Raw genomic sequence first — 15,267 nt, 5'->3', positions numbered from 1 at the left:
CGAGAAGCTTCGCGGCTGAAGCCGCTCCTACAATTGCGCATTCGGGTCACGGAAGCGCTTCGAGGCGGCCGCCGGCAGAGGCGACCGCCCCGGCAGCACTTCAGTCCTCGAACTTCTCGTCGAAGAACGACTCCATCGCCGCGTAGGCGCGCTTGGCCGCGCGCGGCTCGTACAGGCAGCCCGGGCTGTTGGCGTCGGCTTCGGCGAAGCAGTGCACCGCGCCCGAGTAGTTCACGAACTGCCAGTCGGCCTTGGCCGCCGTCATTTCCTGCTGGAACGCGGCGATCTGCTCGGCCGGCACGTAGGTGTCGTCGGCACCGTTGAGCACCAGCAGGCTGGCCTTCACCGCGCCCGCCTCGGCCGGCACCGTCGTGGACAGGTTGCCGTGGAAGCTGACCACGCCCGCCACGTCCGCGCCCGAGCGCGCCAGTTCCAGCACCACCGCGCCGCCGAAGCAGAAGCCGATGCCGCCCAGCTGGCCCGCGTCCACCGGCGTCTTGCCGGCCGAGTCGCGCAGCACGCCCAGCGCCGTGTTGATGCGGCCGCGCAGCGCCGCGCGGTCGGCGTACACCGCGGTGGCGGCCTTGCCCGCTTCGTCGGCGTTGGCCGGGCGCACGCCGCGGCCGTACATGTCCACCAGCAGGATGACGTAGTCGTCGCCGGCGATCTTCTTGGCCTTCTCGAGCGCCGAATCGGTCACGCCCATCCAGTTCGGCACCATCACCAGGCCCGGGCGCTTGTCGCCTTCCGAGTCGTCGTAGACCAGGTAACCGTCGAAGTTGGTGCCGCCGTGGCTCCAGCTCACCGACTCGGCGACCGGCTTGGCCGCGGCGGTGAGGCTCAGGGACGCGAGGGCAAGGGCAAGCAGGCTGCGGCGCATGGGGCGATCCTCCGGGGGAAAGACCGTGATTCTATGCCCGGCCCCGCCGCCCGGCGTAAGCGCCGCGTGAGCGGGCTCAGGCGACCCCGAGGCCCGGGATGGTGCTGATCAGGTCCGGGTCGAAACCCGCCGCCTGGGCGAAGTGCCGGCCGCGTTCGACGTAGTCGCGGTAGCGCGGGAAGCTCGGCGCGCCCGGCGAGAGCAGCAGCACGCCGTCGTGGCCCAGCACCTGCAGGCCCAGCTTCACCGCCTCGTCCATGTCGCCGGCCTCGGCCAGCACGAAGCGGTCGCCCAAGGCCAGCGGCTTGAGCTTCTCGTAAACGCGCGGGCCGTTCTGGCCCATGGTGATCACCGCCGCCACCGGCTCGGCGGCGATGCGCTCGGCGAACACGCCCCAGTCCAGGCCGCGGTCGTAGCCCCCCACCAGGATGGCCACGCGCCGGCCGCGGTAGCAGTCGAGCGCGGCGATGGAGGCGTGCGGCGTGGTCGAGATCGAATCGTTCACTGATTCGATGCCGTGGCGCAGGCCCAGCGACTGCAGCCGGTGCGGCAGCGGCCGGAAGTTCGCGGCGGCCGGCGCCAGCGCCACCGCGTCCAGGCCCAGGGCCTCGAGCGTGGCCAGCGCGGCGCACAGGTTCAGGCGGTTGTGGCGGCCCGGCAGCGGCACGTGGCGGGCGTCGAACACCGGCTGTTCGCCGCGGTAGACCAGGCTCTCGCGCAGGTGCCAGCCGTCGGCGTGGTTGAACCAGAGCACGCGGGTGGTGGGCGGCACGTCCAGCTCCACCAGGCGCGGGTCGGCGGCGTTGAGCACGGCGATGCGCGGCGCGGCCTTGGTCACCAGCGCGAGCTTGTCGGCGTAATAGCGCGCCTCGCTGCCGTGCCAGTCCAGGTGTTCGGGGAACAGGTTCAGCACCACCGCCACGTCGACGTCGCGGGCTTCGCCGGTCTGGTAGCTCGAAAGTTCGATGGCCCAGACCTCGGGCGGCGGCTGCACGTCCAGCAGCTCCAGCAGCGGCAGGCCGATGTTGCCCGCCAGCGCGGTGCGCTTGCCGGCGGCGCGCAGCAGGTGCGCCACCAGGGCGGTGGTGGTGGACTTGCCCTTGGTGCCGGTGATGCAGACGCGGCGGCCGGCCGGCGGCTCGGCGAACCACAGCCCGCTGGCGCCGGTGAAGCGCACGCCCTCGAGCGCGGCATCGGCCGCCGGCGAGGTGTAGGGGCTGATGCCCGGCGACTTCACCACCACCTCGTGTTCGGCCAGCAGGGCGGCGTTGACGCTGGTTTCGATGCGCAGGGCCGGGTCCTGCATTTCGCGCAGGGGTTCGGCCTCGTCGTGCGAACAGAACACCGTCACCGGCTGGCTGGGCAGGCGCCAGCGCAGCGCGGCCAGGGCCGAGCGGCCCTCGCGGCCGTAGCCCCAGATGGCGACCTTCTTGCCTTCAAGCTCCGAAATGCGCACGCAGCCGCTCCCACAGCCCCTCGGGGATGCCGTGATCATCCGAGGGTTCGAGCAGCGGCGCCAGCCCCCGCTCCGAAGCCTCGAGCTGCGGCCGGATTTCCCGCGCGTAGCGGCGCACCAGCGCGTCCTCGCGCCAGGCCGGGCTGTCGGCCAGCACGTCCATGGCGGCGCGCGATTCGCGGCCCTCGCCCACGCACTCGAAGGGCTTGTGGTCGCGGTATTCCATCAGCGCGTCGAAGCCCGGCGCCTGCTCCGGCTCGTCGAGCAGGTTGCGGCCGAAGATGGCCATGAGCCGCGGCTTGGGCATGAACGGCGCCAGCGCCAGGAACACGAAATGGCACTTGGGGCAGACGCCGCACCAGCGCTGCGCCGGGCGCTCGCCCAGCAGGTGGAAGTTGCGGTTGCAGCTGGAGAAGAACTGGTCGTAGTGGTCGAGGCGCGCGAACTGCCGCGCCACCGCCAGCTCGGAGAACGGCCGCAGCAGCGAGTAGTAGCGCAGGTCGGCGGCCACGTTGCGGCGCACGTGGCGTGCGAACGCCCGCTCGAAATCCCAGCCCTTGGACCACTGGTGGTTCACCTCGCCGGTGCCGGGAATCAGGCTGCCGTAGCTGGCCGAGCGCTCGTTCGAGAACACCACCTGGTCGTGGCCGTGCAGCAGCGCGGCCAGCACCAGGATGGCCGAGTTCACCGCCGTGACCGGGATGTGGCCGTTGAGCGCGCCGCGGCGGTTGAGCTCGAACAGCAGCGGCGACAGCGCGCGGCCCACGTTCATCACCGGCAGCCCGGTGCGCGCGGCGCAGGCGGCGATCAGCGGCGAACCGCCCACCCAGGCCACCGTCTGTTCGATGCCGGCGGCGCGCAGCGCCTCGATCGACACCAGCGAATCCTTGCCGCCGCCGATGGCGACCAGGGCGCGGCCGGACGCGGCCGTCGGGCCTGAAGGCCCTCCCACAGTGGCGGCGGCGGGAAGCTCTTGTGGGAGGGCCTTCAGGCCCGACGCGCGCACCGGGAAATGGACTTTTCCGCGCAGCGACAGGCCGTTGCGGTAGGCGAACTCGCCCAGGCCGTTTTCGTAGATCGACTCCAGCAACTCCGCGGTTTCGGCATCGATGTCGTAGGCCTCGATGCGGATTTCCGGCGGCACCGCGGCCTTGTAGTAGCTGACGCCGGCGATCAGGTGCAACAGGCGCAGCGCGCGCTCCACCGCCGCCGCGCGGGCGCCGTCGAGGGCGAAGGGCGCGCCGGGGAAACGGATGGTTTCCACCATTTCCGGGCCGTCGTCGAAGGCGTAGCCCAGGCGGGCCTCGCCGGTGGCGGGGTCGAGGCCGCAGGTGAGGAAGCGGAAGGCGCGCACGGCGCCCGGGTCGAACTCAGTCATCGAGCACATCCTCCTGCGGCAGTTCGCGCAGGTTGTAGCGGTTGGCCATCACCGCGCCATAGGCGCCGGCGTGGCCGACCAGGACCACGTCGCCCTCGGCGGTGGCGTCGGGCAGCCGGCGCTGGCGGCCCAGCACGTCGCTGGATTCGCAGACCGGGCCCACCACTTCGCAGGGCTCGCCCGGCGGGTCGCCGGCGCGCGTGAGGTTGGTGATTTCGTGCCAGGCGCCGTACAGCGCCGGGCGCATGAGCGCGTTCATGCCGCCGTCCACGCCGACGCGGCGCTGGCCCTGCTTGCGCACCACCTGGGTGACGCGCAGGAGCAGCGCGCCGGCTTCGGCCACCAGGTAGCGGCCCGGCTCCACCCACAGCGCGTACTGCGGGTAGGCGGCCTTCACTTCGGCCAGGGCCGCGGCGTAGGCCTCGAGGTCGAAGGGCTCGGCCTCGGGGTCGTAGGCCACGCCCAGGCCGCCGCCCACGTCGATGAAGCCCACGGTGCCGATGCCCTCGGCCACCGCGGCCAGGCTGGCGTACACCGTGTGCCAGTGCTGGGCGTCGTGGATGCCGCTGCCGATGTGCGCGTGCAGGCCGGCCACGCGGGCGCCGGCGGCGCGCGCGGCGGCGGTGAATTCGCCCACCGCTTCCAGCGCCAGGCCGAACTTGGCGTCCTTGCCGCCGGTGCGCACCTTTTCGTGGTGGCCCTGGCCGAAGCCCGGGTCCACGCGCAGCACGAGGTCGCGGCCGGTGAACAGTTCCGGCCACTGCCGCAGCGGCGCCAGGCTGTCGAGCGTCACGTGCACGCCGCGCGCCAGCGCCACCTCGAACTCGCGCCGCGGCGCGAAACTGGGCGTGAACAGCACGCGGTCGGGCGCCAGCGCCGGCAACACGCCGAACAGGTGTTCGATTTCGCCCAGCGACACGCATTCGAAGCCAAAGCCTTCCGCTTCCAGCGTGCGCAGCACCGCCGGGTGCGGGTTGGCCTTGAGCGCGAAGAAGCGGCGGTCGATGGCCGGCACTTCGGCCAGGTCGCGGGCGCGTTCGCGCACCGTGGGCAGGTGGTAGAGGTAACGCGGCGTGCCGGCGGCGGCGGCTTCCAGCACCCGCTCGCGATGCTCCAGCCACCAGGGCGCGGGGCGTTCGGGCGCCGGGTGGTCGATGTGGCGCCAGCTGGGGCCGAACACCGCGGTTTCGGTCACCGGCATGGCGCCCGACTGCGCCAGCAGCGCGTGCAGGCGCGGCAGCATGCCTTCGGCCAGGCCCTCGTCCACCACGAAGGTGAGGTTGAGGTCGTTCGAGGACTGCGAAATAAGGTGTACGCGCTCGCGGCCGAATTCGGCCCAGACGTCGCTGAGCTTGTGCAGCAGCGAACGCATGCCGCGGCCCACCAGCGTGATGGCCGCGCAGGGAGCGATCACCTTCACCCGGCATACCTGGGCCAGGTCGGCGCAGAGCGCGTCGAGCACGTTGGTGCTCACCAGGTTGTCGCTGGGGTCGAGCGAAACGGTGACGTTGGCCTCGGACGAACCGATCAGGTCCACCGACAGGCCGTGCGCCTTGAAGCGCTCGAACACGTCGGACAGGAAGCCCACCTGCTGCCACATGCCGATGGTTTCCATGGACACCAGCACGATGCCGCGGCGCGAGCTGATGGCCTTGACGCCCGGCAGCGTGGTGGCCGAGGAGTCGATGACGGTGCCGGGCATGTCGGGGCGCGTGGTGTCGCGGATCCACAGCGGCACGCGCGCCTCGCGGCAGGGGTGGATGCAGCGCGGGTGCAGCACCTTGGCGCCGGTGGTGGCGATTTCCTGGGCCTCGGCGTAGTCCAGGCGCGTGAGCAGGCGCGCGTCCGGCACCTGGCGCGGGTTGGCGCTGAACATGCCGGGCACGTCGGTCCAGATCTCGACGCGGCGGGCGCCCAGCAGTGCGCCGAAATACGCCGCGCTGGTGTCGGAACCGCCGCGGCCGAGGATGGCCGTGCCGCCGTCTTCCGCCCGGGCGATGAAGCCTTGGGCGATGCGCAGCGACGGCCCGGCGGCGGCGAAGCGGGCGCGCAGCGCGGCATCGCCTTCGTAATCACAGGAGGCCGACAGGTGCCGGCTCCAGGCGCCCTGGTTGGGCAGGGCGCGGGCCTGCAGCCAGTCACGCGAATCGGTCCAGCCCACGTCCAGGCCCTGCGAGCGCAGGTAGGCCACGCCCAGGGTGGACGAGAGCAGTTCGCCCTGGGCCAGCAGCTCGGCCTGCCAGGCCAGGTCGCCGGTGGCGCGGCGCGGGTCGTCGGCCAGGGCGCGCAGCGCGGCCAGGCGTTCGCCGAGCACGGCGGCCGGGTCCAGGCCCAGTTCGTCGGCGCAGAAGGCACGGTGGCGCCCGGCCAGGGCTTCGAGCCGCGCGCGGGTGGCGGCCGCGTCGGCGTGGCCGTCGCAGGCCGCCTGCAGCTCGTTGGTGACGCCCGACACCGCCGACACCACCACCAGCACCTTCGCGCCCTCTTCGGACGCGCGCCGTTTCATCAGCGCGCCGATCGTGTCCCAACGGGTGCGTCGGGACACGCTGGTGCCTCCGAACTTGAGGACGATCCAGTCCGGTGCGACGGCACCGGCGGCGGGTGCGGCTGGGGTCATGGGCAGGGTTCTGTCTGGGGGGCGCGGGCGCGGCGGGCGCGCAAGCCTGCCGAGTGTAAACGAAGGCCGCCGACGCCGAGTTCAGGAGCGGGCTGGTACCCTTCCGCATCCCTTGGGCAGGAAGCCCCGCAATGCCACGCGCTTTCGTACAACTCGACGTCTTCGCCGCCCGCCCGGGCGACGGCAACCCGCTGGCCGTGGTGCTCGACGCCGCCGGCCTCGACGAGACCACCATGCAGGCCATCGCCCGCTGGACGCGCCTGCCGGAAACCACCTTCGTGCTGCCGCCGACCACGCCGGAGGCCAGCTACCGCCTGCGCATCTTCAGCCCGCGGCGCGAAGTGCCCTTCGCCGGGCACCCGAGCATCGGCAGCGCGCACGCGGTGCTGGAAGCCGGATTGGCCACGCCGCGCGAGGGCCGGCTGGTGCAGGAATGCGCCGTGGGCCTGCTGCCCATCCAGGTGCAGGGCGAAGGCCGCGCGCGCCGGCTCAGCGTGCGCGCGCCCCGCGCCCGCGTGCTGGAAACCGGCCGGGCCGACGACCCACGCCTGGCGCCGGCGCTGTCCGGCATGGCCCTGGGCGCCCTGCCCCCGGTGCTGATGGACGGCGGCCGCCGCTGGTGGATCGCCGAACTGCGCGACGAAGCCACGCTGCGCGCGCTGTCGCCGCCCTGGGACGCCATCTCCGCGCTGGCCAAGGCGTCCGAGGCGATGGGCCTGTGCGTGTTCGCCCGCTGCGACGGCAACGACTACGACCTGGCCGTACGCGCCTTCGTCGGCCAGCCGGCCCAGGTGGAAGACGCCGCCTCGGGCGCCGCCAACGCCACGCTGGCGGCCTGGCTCAGCCATTCCGGCGCGCTGCCGAACGCCGATGGCCGCTACGTCGTCAGCCAGGGCCGCGAAGTGGGCCACGACGCCCGCCTGGAACTGCAGGTCGACGCCGACGGCGAAGTCTGGTCCGGCGGCCAGGTCCAGACCGTCGTGACCGGTTCGCTCGACTGGTGACCGGCCCCGGTAGGAGCGGCTTCAGCCGCGAAGCTTTTCGCGAAGAGCTTCGCGGCTGAAGCCGCTCCTACAAGGTGCGGGTTATTCGGCGACGTAGGTGGGGCGGCCGTCGACCCAGGTGGAGCGGATGTCGAGCGTGGGCAACTGCGCCGGCGGGCCGGTGAGCGGGTCGGTGGCCAGCACCACGAAGTCGGCGGCCATGCCGGGCGCGAGTCGCCCCACGAGGTCTTCGTCCGAGGCGGCGAACGCGGCGCCGGCGGTGAAGCCGTGCAGGGCCTGTTCCGGCGTCAGGCGCTGGTCGGGCAGCCAGCCGCCGGGCGGCTGGCCGTCGCGGTCCTGGCGGGTCACCGCCGAATACAGGCCCAGGCGCGGGTCCACCGATTCCACCGGGTAGTCCGAACCCAGCGCCAGCGGCACGCCCAGCGCACGCAGGCGCTGCCAGGCGTAGGCGCCGTAAAGGCGCTCCTTGCCGATGCGCGCTTCCGCCCAGGGCATGTCGGAGGTGGCGTGCGTGGGCTGCATCGAGGCCACGACCTTCAACGCGGCGAAGCGCGCCAGGTCGTCGCGGTGCACCACCTGCGCGTGCTCCACGCGGAAGCGGTGGTCGCCGCCCGCCGCGTCGCCCAGCACCTTCTCGTAGGTGTCGAGCACGATGCGGTTGCCGCGGTCGCCGATGGCGTGGCTGGCCGGCTGGATTCCGCATTCGCGCGCCTTGGCCACCGCCGCCGCGTAGGCCGCCGGCTCGGTCACCAGCAGGCCGCGGTGGCCCGGCTCGTCGCTGTAGTCTTCCAGCAGCGCGGCGCCGCGGCTGCCCAGCGCGCCGTCCACGTAGAACTTCACGCCGCGCATGGCCAGGCGGCCCTCGGGGTGCTCGTAGGGGCCCATGGCGCAGAGCGCGTCGAGCGCATCGGAATCACCGTCGGCGTAGGCGCGGATGCGCAGCGGTAGCCGGCCCTCGTCGGCGAAGCGGCGCATCAGGCCCAGGTCGGCCAGCGACACGCCCATGTCATGCACGCCGGTGAGGCCGTGTTTCGCGGCGGCTTCCAGCGAGCGCTCCAGCGCCTCGGCGCGCAGGGCCTCGTCGGGCGCGGGCACCACGGCGTCCACCAGCGCGGCGGCGGTGTCGATGAACACGCCGGTGGCGCGGCCCTGGGCGTCGCGCAGGATACGGCCGCCCTCGGGCTGCCAGTCGCCCGACAGGTCGCGCTTCACGGCGCGCAGCGCGGCCGAATTGCCCCAGCCGGCGTGGCCGTCCACGCGCTCGAGCCAGACCGGGCGCTCGGGAAACGCGGCATCGAGGTCGGCGGCGGTGGGGAACTGCTTGCCCGGCCAGTCGTTCTGGTCCCAGCCGCGGCCCAGCAGCCAGCCGCCCGGCGGCAGCGTGGCCTCGAAGGCCTTCAGCCGCGCGATCACTTCTTCCTTGCTGGCCGCGCCCACCAGGTCGGCGCGCAGCAGGGCGAAGCCCAGGCCCATCACGTGTGCGTGGGCATCAATCAGGCCGGGAATGACCACCGCGCCGGGCCGCGCGTGTTCGCGCGCGCCGGGGAAGCGCTGGCGAAGTTCGTCGGCGCCGCCCAGCGCAAGGATGTTGCCTTCCTCGTCCCAGGCCATGGCTTCCGCCACGGGGCGTCCGGCGTCGCCGGTGTGGATGCGCGCGGCGGTCAGCAGGTGCGTGGCCGCGGCGGCCGGCATCGCGGCGGCCAGCGAAAGGGCAAGGGCAAGGCAGGTTCGGCGCATGGTGGTCTCCCCGGGAAGGCCCCTACCCTACCCGCTGCCCGGGGCGCGAAAAAGTGAAGGGGCCCGCAGGCCCCTTCGCTCGTCCGGCGATGGCGGAAGCTCAGCCCTCGGGCGTCACGTCCACGCGCACCCGCAGCTGGTTGCCCGGGTGGTAGTCGGTGGTGGTGTGGAAGACGCGGCCGGCGTATTCGTAGGCCACGCGGTAGCCCACCACGCGGCCCTCGTGCTCGACGTCGGTGACCACGCGGCAGCGCTCCACCTCCACCGGGCGCGAATAGCGCGCCTGGCGGTAGTAGCGGTCGTCCCGGCGGGCGCCGTTGCGCTCGATGTCGTTGCCGATGGCGCCGCCCACCACCGCGCCCACCACCGTCGCGGCGCGGCGGCCGTCGCCGCGGCCCACGGTGTTGCCCAGGGCGCCGCCGACGATGGCGCCCAGCACCGCGCCGTTGCCGCTGGTGCGGCGCGGGGCGTAGTAACCGTCGCGCTCGTAGCGCTCCTCGTAGGCGTAACGCGGCGCCGGTTCGCGCCAGCATTCCTGGCGGCGGACTTCGCGCGCGGGTTCGACGATGGGATCCACGCTCAGCACGCGCGCCAGGTCGGTGGCCGAGCCGCCGTCCTGGCCGTAGGCGTCGTAGGCCGGCTCTTCGTATCCGGCGTCGTAGCCGCGGTCGTAGTCGTCGTAATAGCCGTCCTGGGCGAAGGCCGCGGTCGCGGCGAAGGCCAGGCCGAGGGCAAGGCAGGGAACGACAACACGCTTCATGGCAGGCTCCAGGCGCCGGGATGGCGTGGGGCGATGCTCAGGCCGGGGCGCCCAACGGGTGCTGAATTCCGGCGACGCCGACAGCGGCGTTCAGCCACCGGAGTACCTCCGCCGCCAGCGCCGGCGCCTGGCGCCCGAGCAGCGGGCCCACATGGCTGCCGGACACCCGCCAGAGCGTGGCGCCCCAGGCCGCGGCCAGCGCCGCCGAGGCGGCCGGCGGCACGTCGTCGTCGGCGTCCGATGCGATCACCAGCACGGGCACGCGCGGCGGCGGCAGCGCCACGCCTGCGCGCGCTTCGGCCAGCACGCGGCCGGATTCATCGCGCCAGCGCCGGAAGGCGTGCAGCGCGGCGGCATCGTCGGCGTCGGGCAGCGCGCGCCGGGTGCCGGCCAGCGTGGCGGTGCGGCCCCAGGGCACGATGGCCGGCGGCGGCGCGGCGGGCAGCCCGCCCGGCGGCAGCGGGTTCACCAGCACCAGCGCGTCGGCCGCGTCGGCGGCCATGGCCGCCAGCAGGCCGCCCAGGCTGGCGCCCACCAGCACGCGCGGGCGCGGCGCGGCGGCGAGCCAGCCGCGCACCTGCACGGCGTAGTCGGCCAGCGAGGTGGCGGCCAGGCCGGCCGGCGCGGGCCACAGGTCGGGAGCCAGCGCATTCCAGCCCGCCGCCGCGAACACCCGGCGCCAGGCCGCCCATTCCCAGCCACCGCCGCCCGCGCCGTGCACGAACACGGCGCCGTGCGCGTGCTCAGACAAGCCGCGCGTCCAGCGTGACCGGGATGCCCAGCACCTTGGAGATCACGCAGTTTTCCTTGGCGTCGTTGGCGATGGCCGCGAACTGCTCCGCACCGATGCCCGGCACCACCGCGGCCACCGTGAGGTGCACGCCGGTGGCGTGCGGCCCCGGCGTGGTTTCCATCTGCACGTCGGCGCGGGTGTCGATGCGGGTGGCCACGTAGCCGGCGTTCTGCAGGATGAAGCCCAGCGCCATCGAGTAGCAGCCGGCATGCGCGGCCGCCAGCAGCTCCTCGGGGTTGGTGCCCTTCTCGTCGCCGAAGCGGGTGTTGAAGGAATAGCGGGTGCCGTCGAACAGGCCACTCTGCGGCGTGCTCATGCGGCCCTGGCCGGTCTTGAGGTCGCCCTCCCAGTGGGCGGTGGCATGGCGCTTGAATCCCATGGTGGTGCTCCGTGGCAGGCCGCCGCGCGGCCGGGACCGCAGTGTACGCCCGCCGCATTTGGCCGCCTGCCAAGCCGGCCGGTACCATGGGCCCATGAAACTCCAGGTCCCCTTCCTCCAGCTGCCGGTGTCCTTCGACGCCGCCGCGCTGGCGCACGAAATCGCCCAGGTCGACGAATCGCACTGGCGCCCGCACCCGAACAAGCTGCCGGGCAACAGCGCGCTCACCCTGGTGGCCACGAACGGCGAACCCGACAACGACGACCTGGCCGGCGAGATGCGCCCCACCCCGGTGCTCGAACAGCTGCCGCGCGTGAAGGAAGTGCTCTCCGCGCTCGGCGCCACCTGGGGCCGCTCGCGCCTGATGCGCCTCTCGGGCCAGGCCGAGGTGACCGCGCACGTGGACACCAACTACTACTGGCGCGAGCGCATGCGCGTGCACGTGCCCATCACCACCACGCCCGACGTGCGCTTCCAGGCCGGCGAGGCCGAGATCAACATGGCCGCCGGCGAATGCTGGATCTTCGACACCTGGCGCCGGCACCGGGTGGTGAACGAAAACGACCGCACCCGCATCCACCTGGTGGCCGACACCGTCGGCGGCGCCGGCTTCTGGGACCTGGTGGCGCAGGGCCGCCCCGCCGGCCGCGTGGTGCCCGGCTGGCAGCCGCGCCCGGTGCCGCTGCCCGGCCGCGGCGACGTGGCCATCGACTTCGAAAGCGTGAACGCGCCCGTGGTGATGACGCCCTGGGAAGTGCGCGAGCACTTCGTGTTCCTGCTCGGCGAATGCGTGCCGCACCCGCGCCTGGCGGTGGTGCAGCAGGGCCTGCTGGACTTCGCGCGGCGCTGGCATGGCCTGTGGTCGGCCTTCGGCGAGCGCGAGGCCGGCTGGCCGCGCTACCGCGCCCTGCTCGACCAGGGCCGCGCCGACGCGCTGGCCCGCGGCGCCGGCGAAATCGGCCTGCGCAACGAAGTGGGCCTGATGCACATGCTCGACATGCTGGTGTTCGGCGTCGCGCTGTCCGACGACGGCGCGCCCAACCTGGTGGCGCGCAAGGACGTGCACGGCGACGCCCCGGCCCAGGCCGCGGCCGCCGCGCCCACCCGCCGCGCCGCCAGCGCAAGCAGCTTCGACCGCCCGGTGTTCATCGTCAGCCCGCCGCGCTCCGGCTCCACGCTGCTGTTCGAAACCCTGGTGGGCGCGCCCGGCGTGTACACCATCGGCGACGAGAGCCACGCGCTGATCGAAGGCGTGCCGGGCCTGGCGCCCTCGCAGCGCGGCCACGATTCCAACCGCCTGCTGGCCGAAGACGCCACGCCGGAAGTCACCGCGCAGCTGCGCCAGCGCTTCCTCGACGCCCTGCGCGACCGCGAGGGCCACGCGCCCGGCGACGTGCCCGTGCGCCTGCTGGAAAAAACCCCGAAGAACGCGCTGCGCATCCCCTTCCTGAAGGCGGTGTTCCCCGGCGCGCGCTTCATCTACCTGCACCGCGACCCGCGCCAGGTGCTGGCCAGCATGATCGAAGGCTGGAACTCCGGCCGCTTCGTCATGTACCCGAACCTGCCGGGCTGGCAGGGCCTGCCCTGGTCCTTCCTGCTCACGCCGGGCTGGCGCGAACTCTCCGGCAAGCCGCTGGCCGACGTCGTGGCCGCGCAGTGGGAAACCGCCACCCGCGTGCTGCTCGACGACCTGCAGGCCCTGGACCGCGACGAATGGACGGCGGTGGACCACGACGCCTTCCTGGCCGCGCCGCAGGCCACCGTGGAACGCCTGGGCGCCTGGGCCGGCTGGGGCTGGGACCGCGACCTGGGCGGCGTGCTGCCGCTGTCGCGCTACACGCTCAGCACGCCGGCGCCGGACAAGTGGCGCAAGCACGCCGAGGCCATCGAACCGCGCCTGGCGGCCATCCGCGACACCGTCGAACGCGCCGCCCGCGCAGCCCGCTGAGCCCGCTGAGCCCGCCCGCCCCGGCCAGTTGACCCGGGCGGCCGGCGGTGGAAGGCTAGGTGCCCCGGCCGCGGCCGGGCTTCCGCCATGACCGACGCGCGGTCGCGCGAAAACGACCGAAGGCAGCGCCACTGCGCCGCCGACCATGACGGCCTATCCACCCTCTTCAAGGGAGAGACGGCCTCATGTCCTACACCACGCCAACCATCCGCAACGTGGCCCTGGCAGGCCACCCGGGCGCCGGCAAAACCACCCTCTTCGAAGCCCTGTTGCATGCCGGCGGCGCGATCCAGGCGGCAGGCAGCCTCGAACGCGGCACCACCGTGTCCGACCACGACCCGATGGAAAAGGCGCGCGGCCATTCGCTCAACACCGCCATCGCCAGCACCGACCACGCCGGCATCCACGTCAACCTGATAGACACCCCGGGTTACGCCGATTTCCGCGGCCCCACGCTGTCGGCCTTTTCCGCGGTGGAAACGGTGGCCGTGGTGGTCAACGCCGCCACCGGCGTCGAATACGGCACGCGCCGCATGATGGACTACGCCCGCGCGCGCAACCTGTGCCGCGTGCTGGTGGTGAACAAGATGGACATCGACCCGGGCCACCTGCCCGCCCTGCTCGACGAGCTGCGCGAGGCCTTCGGCCCCGAGTGCCTGCCCATCAACCTGCCGGCCGACAAGGGCACGCGGGTGGTGGACTGTTTCTTCAACCCGGCCGGGAATTCCGACCTGGGCCCGGTGGCCGAAGCGCACCAGCGCATCGTCGACCAGGTGGTGGAGATCAACGAGCAGGTGATGGAGCGCTACCTGGAAGTGGGCGAGGAAGGCCTGAGCGGCCAGGCCCTGCACGACGCCTTCGAGCAGTGCCTGCGCGAAGGCCACCTGGTGCCGGTGTGCTTCGTGTCGGCGCGCACCGGTGCCGGCGTGAAGGAGCTGCTCGACCTGGCCGAGAGGCTCTTCCCCAACCCGCTGGAAGGCAATCCCCCGCCCTTCGAGAAGAACGGCCAGCCCATCACCGCCACGCCCGACCCGGACGCGCACGTGATCGCGGACGTGTTCAAGATCATCAACGATCCCTTCGTCGGCAAGCTCAGCGTGTTCCGCGTGTTCCAGGGCACGGTGCGCAGGGACGCCCCGCTCTTCATCGACGACGGCCGCAAGCCCTTCAAGGTGGGCCACCTGTTCCGGCTGCAGGGCAAGGAGCACGTGGAGATCAACCAGGCCATCCCGGGCGACATCGCCGCGGTGGCCAAGGTGGACGAGATCCACTTCGACGCCGTGCTGCACGACAGCCACGACGAGGACGATATCCGCCTGAAGCCGCTCGATTTCCCGAAGCCCATGTTCGGCCTGGCCATCGAGGCCGCCACCCGCGGCCAGGAGCAGAAGCTGGCCACGGCCCTGCACCGGCTGGCCGAGGAGGACCCGGGTTTCCACGTCGAGCACAACGGCGAACTCAACGAAACCGTCATCCGCGGCCTGGGCGAGCTGCACCTGCGGGTGATGCTCGAACGCATCCGCGAGCGCTACGGCGTGGACGTGGTGACGCGGCCGCCGCGCATCGCCTACCGCGAAACCATCGGTGCGCCGGCCGAGGGCCACCACCGGCACAAGAAGCAGACCGGCGGCGCCGGCCAGTTCGGCGAGGTGTTCCTGCGCATCGAGCCGCTCGAGCGCGGCCGCGGCTTCGAATTCGTGGACGCGGTGAAGGGCGGCACCATCCCCGGCCAGTTCATCCCGGCGGTGGAAAAGGGCGTGCGCCAGGTGCTGCACGGCGGCGCCATCGCCGGCTACCAGCTGCAGGACGTGCGCGTGACCGTGTACGACGGCAAGTACCACAGCGTCGATTCCAAGGAAGTGGCCTTCGTGGCCGCCGGCAAGAAGGCCTTCCTGGACGCGGTGCTGAAGGCCCGGCCGCAGGTGCTCGAACCCATCGTCGACCTCACCGTGAGCGTGCCCGAGGCGCACATGGGCGACATCACCGGCCAGCTGGCCGGCAAGCGCGCGCGCATCCACGGCACCGACGCCGGCCGCGGCGGCGAGATCGTGGTGAAGGCGCAGGTGCCGCTGTCGGAGCTGGGCGACTACGCCGCCGAGCTCAAGGGCGCCACCGCCGGCCGCGGCCGCTACGACCTGGAATTCAGCCACTACGAACCGGTGCCGCCGCAGGTGCAGAAGCAGCTGGTAGAAGCCTACAAACCCCGCCACGACGAGGAATAGCCCCCTGTAGGAGCGGCGTAAGGACCCCCCGTGAAACCTACCCCGGTTTACGGGCCACAGACGCACGGGGATCACCCCCCTACTCTTTGCGCC

Annotated in this window: 11 protein-coding genes; 3 read left to right on the top strand and 8 right to left on the bottom strand. The window is 72.7% G+C overall.

The features are described from left to right. Window positions 1–100: 100 nt before the first annotated feature. The 4 genes from ACE3Q2_RS03535 to ACE3Q2_RS03520 all read right to left on the bottom strand — a co-directional run bounded on the left by ACE3Q2_RS03535 (window position 101) and on the right by ACE3Q2_RS03520 (window position 6,331). Window positions 101–880 carry a dienelactone hydrolase family protein gene (locus ACE3Q2_RS03535; protein ID WP_374472816.1) on the bottom strand — a complete coding sequence of 260 codons (780 nt, stop codon included), beginning with the start codon at window positions 878–880 and terminating at the stop codon, window positions 101–103. Window positions 881–956: 76 nt separating this feature from the next. Beyond that, window positions 957–2,336, bottom strand: coding sequence for a UDP-N-acetylmuramoyl-L-alanine--D-glutamate ligase (murD, locus tag ACE3Q2_RS03530; protein WP_374472814.1), 1,380 nt, complete (start codon window positions 2,334–2,336; stop codon window positions 957–959). Beyond that, window positions 2,317–3,714 (bottom strand): UDP-N-acetyl-alpha-D-muramoyl-L-alanyl-L-glutamate epimerase, encoded by a 1,398-nt coding sequence (gene murL / locus ACE3Q2_RS03525; protein ID WP_374472812.1) that lies wholly within the window; start codon window positions 3,712–3,714, stop codon window positions 2,317–2,319. The genes murD and murL overlap by 20 nt, the downstream gene beginning before the upstream one ends. Continuing rightward, the gene (locus ACE3Q2_RS03520) at window positions 3,707–6,331 is read right to left on the bottom strand and encodes a bifunctional aspartate kinase/diaminopimelate decarboxylase (protein WP_374472810.1); all 2,625 of its coding nucleotides are present in this window, start codon (window positions 6,329–6,331) and stop codon (window positions 3,707–3,709) included. The genes murL and ACE3Q2_RS03520 overlap by 8 nt, the downstream gene beginning before the upstream one ends. 131 nt (window positions 6,332–6,462) lie before the next feature. On the opposite strand from ACE3Q2_RS03520, the gene ACE3Q2_RS03515 reads away from it, so the two are divergent. Beyond that, complete coding sequence (locus tag ACE3Q2_RS03515) at window positions 6,463–7,335, top strand: PhzF family phenazine biosynthesis protein (protein WP_374472808.1); 873 nt, start codon at window positions 6,463–6,465, stop codon at window positions 7,333–7,335. Between the two features lie 81 nt (window positions 7,336–7,416). Here the strand turns inward: ACE3Q2_RS03515 and ACE3Q2_RS03510 are convergent, their stop codons facing one another. From ACE3Q2_RS03510 to ACE3Q2_RS03495, 4 genes are all read right to left on the bottom strand, one after another. Next, window positions 7,417–9,072: an amidohydrolase gene (locus ACE3Q2_RS03510; RefSeq protein WP_374472806.1), complete on the bottom strand. Its 1,656-nt coding sequence runs from the start codon at window positions 9,070–9,072 to the stop codon at window positions 7,417–7,419. A gap of 100 nt (window positions 9,073–9,172) precedes the next feature. Continuing rightward, window positions 9,173–9,832 (bottom strand): glycine zipper 2TM domain-containing protein, encoded by a 660-nt coding sequence (locus ACE3Q2_RS03505; protein WP_374472802.1) that lies wholly within the window; start codon window positions 9,830–9,832, stop codon window positions 9,173–9,175. 37 nt (window positions 9,833–9,869) lie between these two features. Then, window positions 9,870–10,583, bottom strand: a complete 714-nt coding sequence (locus ACE3Q2_RS03500; protein WP_374472800.1) for an alpha/beta fold hydrolase — start codon at window positions 10,581–10,583, stop codon at window positions 9,870–9,872. Further along, a complete protein-coding gene (locus tag ACE3Q2_RS03495) occupies window positions 10,576–11,004 on the bottom strand; it encodes an OsmC family protein (RefSeq protein ID WP_231696667.1) in 429 nt (142 codons plus the stop codon). Before ACE3Q2_RS03495 ends, ACE3Q2_RS03500 begins: the two co-directional genes overlap by 8 nt. 94 nt (window positions 11,005–11,098) lie before the next feature. Between ACE3Q2_RS03495 and ACE3Q2_RS03490 the strand changes: the two genes are divergently transcribed. Both ACE3Q2_RS03490 and fusA read left to right on the top strand, forming a co-directional pair. Next, a complete protein-coding gene (locus ACE3Q2_RS03490) occupies window positions 11,099–12,952 on the top strand; it encodes a sulfotransferase (protein WP_374472798.1) in 1,854 nt (617 codons plus the stop codon). 185 nt (window positions 12,953–13,137) lie between these two features. After that, window positions 13,138–15,174: an elongation factor G gene (fusA, locus tag ACE3Q2_RS03485; RefSeq protein WP_374472796.1), complete on the top strand. Its 2,037-nt coding sequence runs from the start codon at window positions 13,138–13,140 to the stop codon at window positions 15,172–15,174. Window positions 15,175–15,267: the final 93 nt, after the last annotated feature.

The organism is Arenimonas sp., assembly GCF_041913985.1.
Lineage (GTDB): Bacteria > Pseudomonadota > Gammaproteobacteria > Xanthomonadales > Xanthomonadaceae > Arenimonas.
Note: the sequence above shows the minus strand (reverse complement) of the source record. Positions and strands in the feature narration are given on the sequence as shown.

Coding starts and splice junctions, on each gene's coding strand:
- ACE3Q2_RS03535 (WP_374472816.1), bottom strand. CDS start 880: ATGCGCCGCAGCCTGCTTGCCCTTGCCCTCGCGTCCCTGAGCCTCACC.
- murL (WP_374472812.1), bottom strand. CDS start 3,714: ATGACTGAGTTCGACCCGGGCGCCGTGCGCGCCTTCCGCTTCCTCACC.
- ACE3Q2_RS03520 (WP_374472810.1), bottom strand. CDS start 6,331: ATGACCCCAGCCGCACCCGCCGCCGGTGCCGTCGCACCGGACTGGATC.
- ACE3Q2_RS03515 (WP_374472808.1), top strand. CDS start 6,463: ATGCCACGCGCTTTCGTACAACTCGACGTCTTCGCCGCCCGCCCGGGC.
- ACE3Q2_RS03510 (WP_374472806.1), bottom strand. CDS start 9,072: ATGCGCCGAACCTGCCTTGCCCTTGCCCTTTCGCTGGCCGCCGCGATG.
- ACE3Q2_RS03505 (WP_374472802.1), bottom strand. CDS start 9,832: ATGAAGCGTGTTGTCGTTCCCTGCCTTGCCCTCGGCCTGGCCTTCGCC.
- ACE3Q2_RS03495 (WP_231696667.1), bottom strand. CDS start 11,004: ATGGGATTCAAGCGCCATGCCACCGCCCACTGGGAGGGCGACCTCAAG.
- ACE3Q2_RS03490 (WP_374472798.1), top strand. CDS start 11,099: ATGAAACTCCAGGTCCCCTTCCTCCAGCTGCCGGTGTCCTTCGACGCC.
- fusA (WP_374472796.1), top strand. CDS start 13,138: ATGTCCTACACCACGCCAACCATCCGCAACGTGGCCCTGGCAGGCCAC.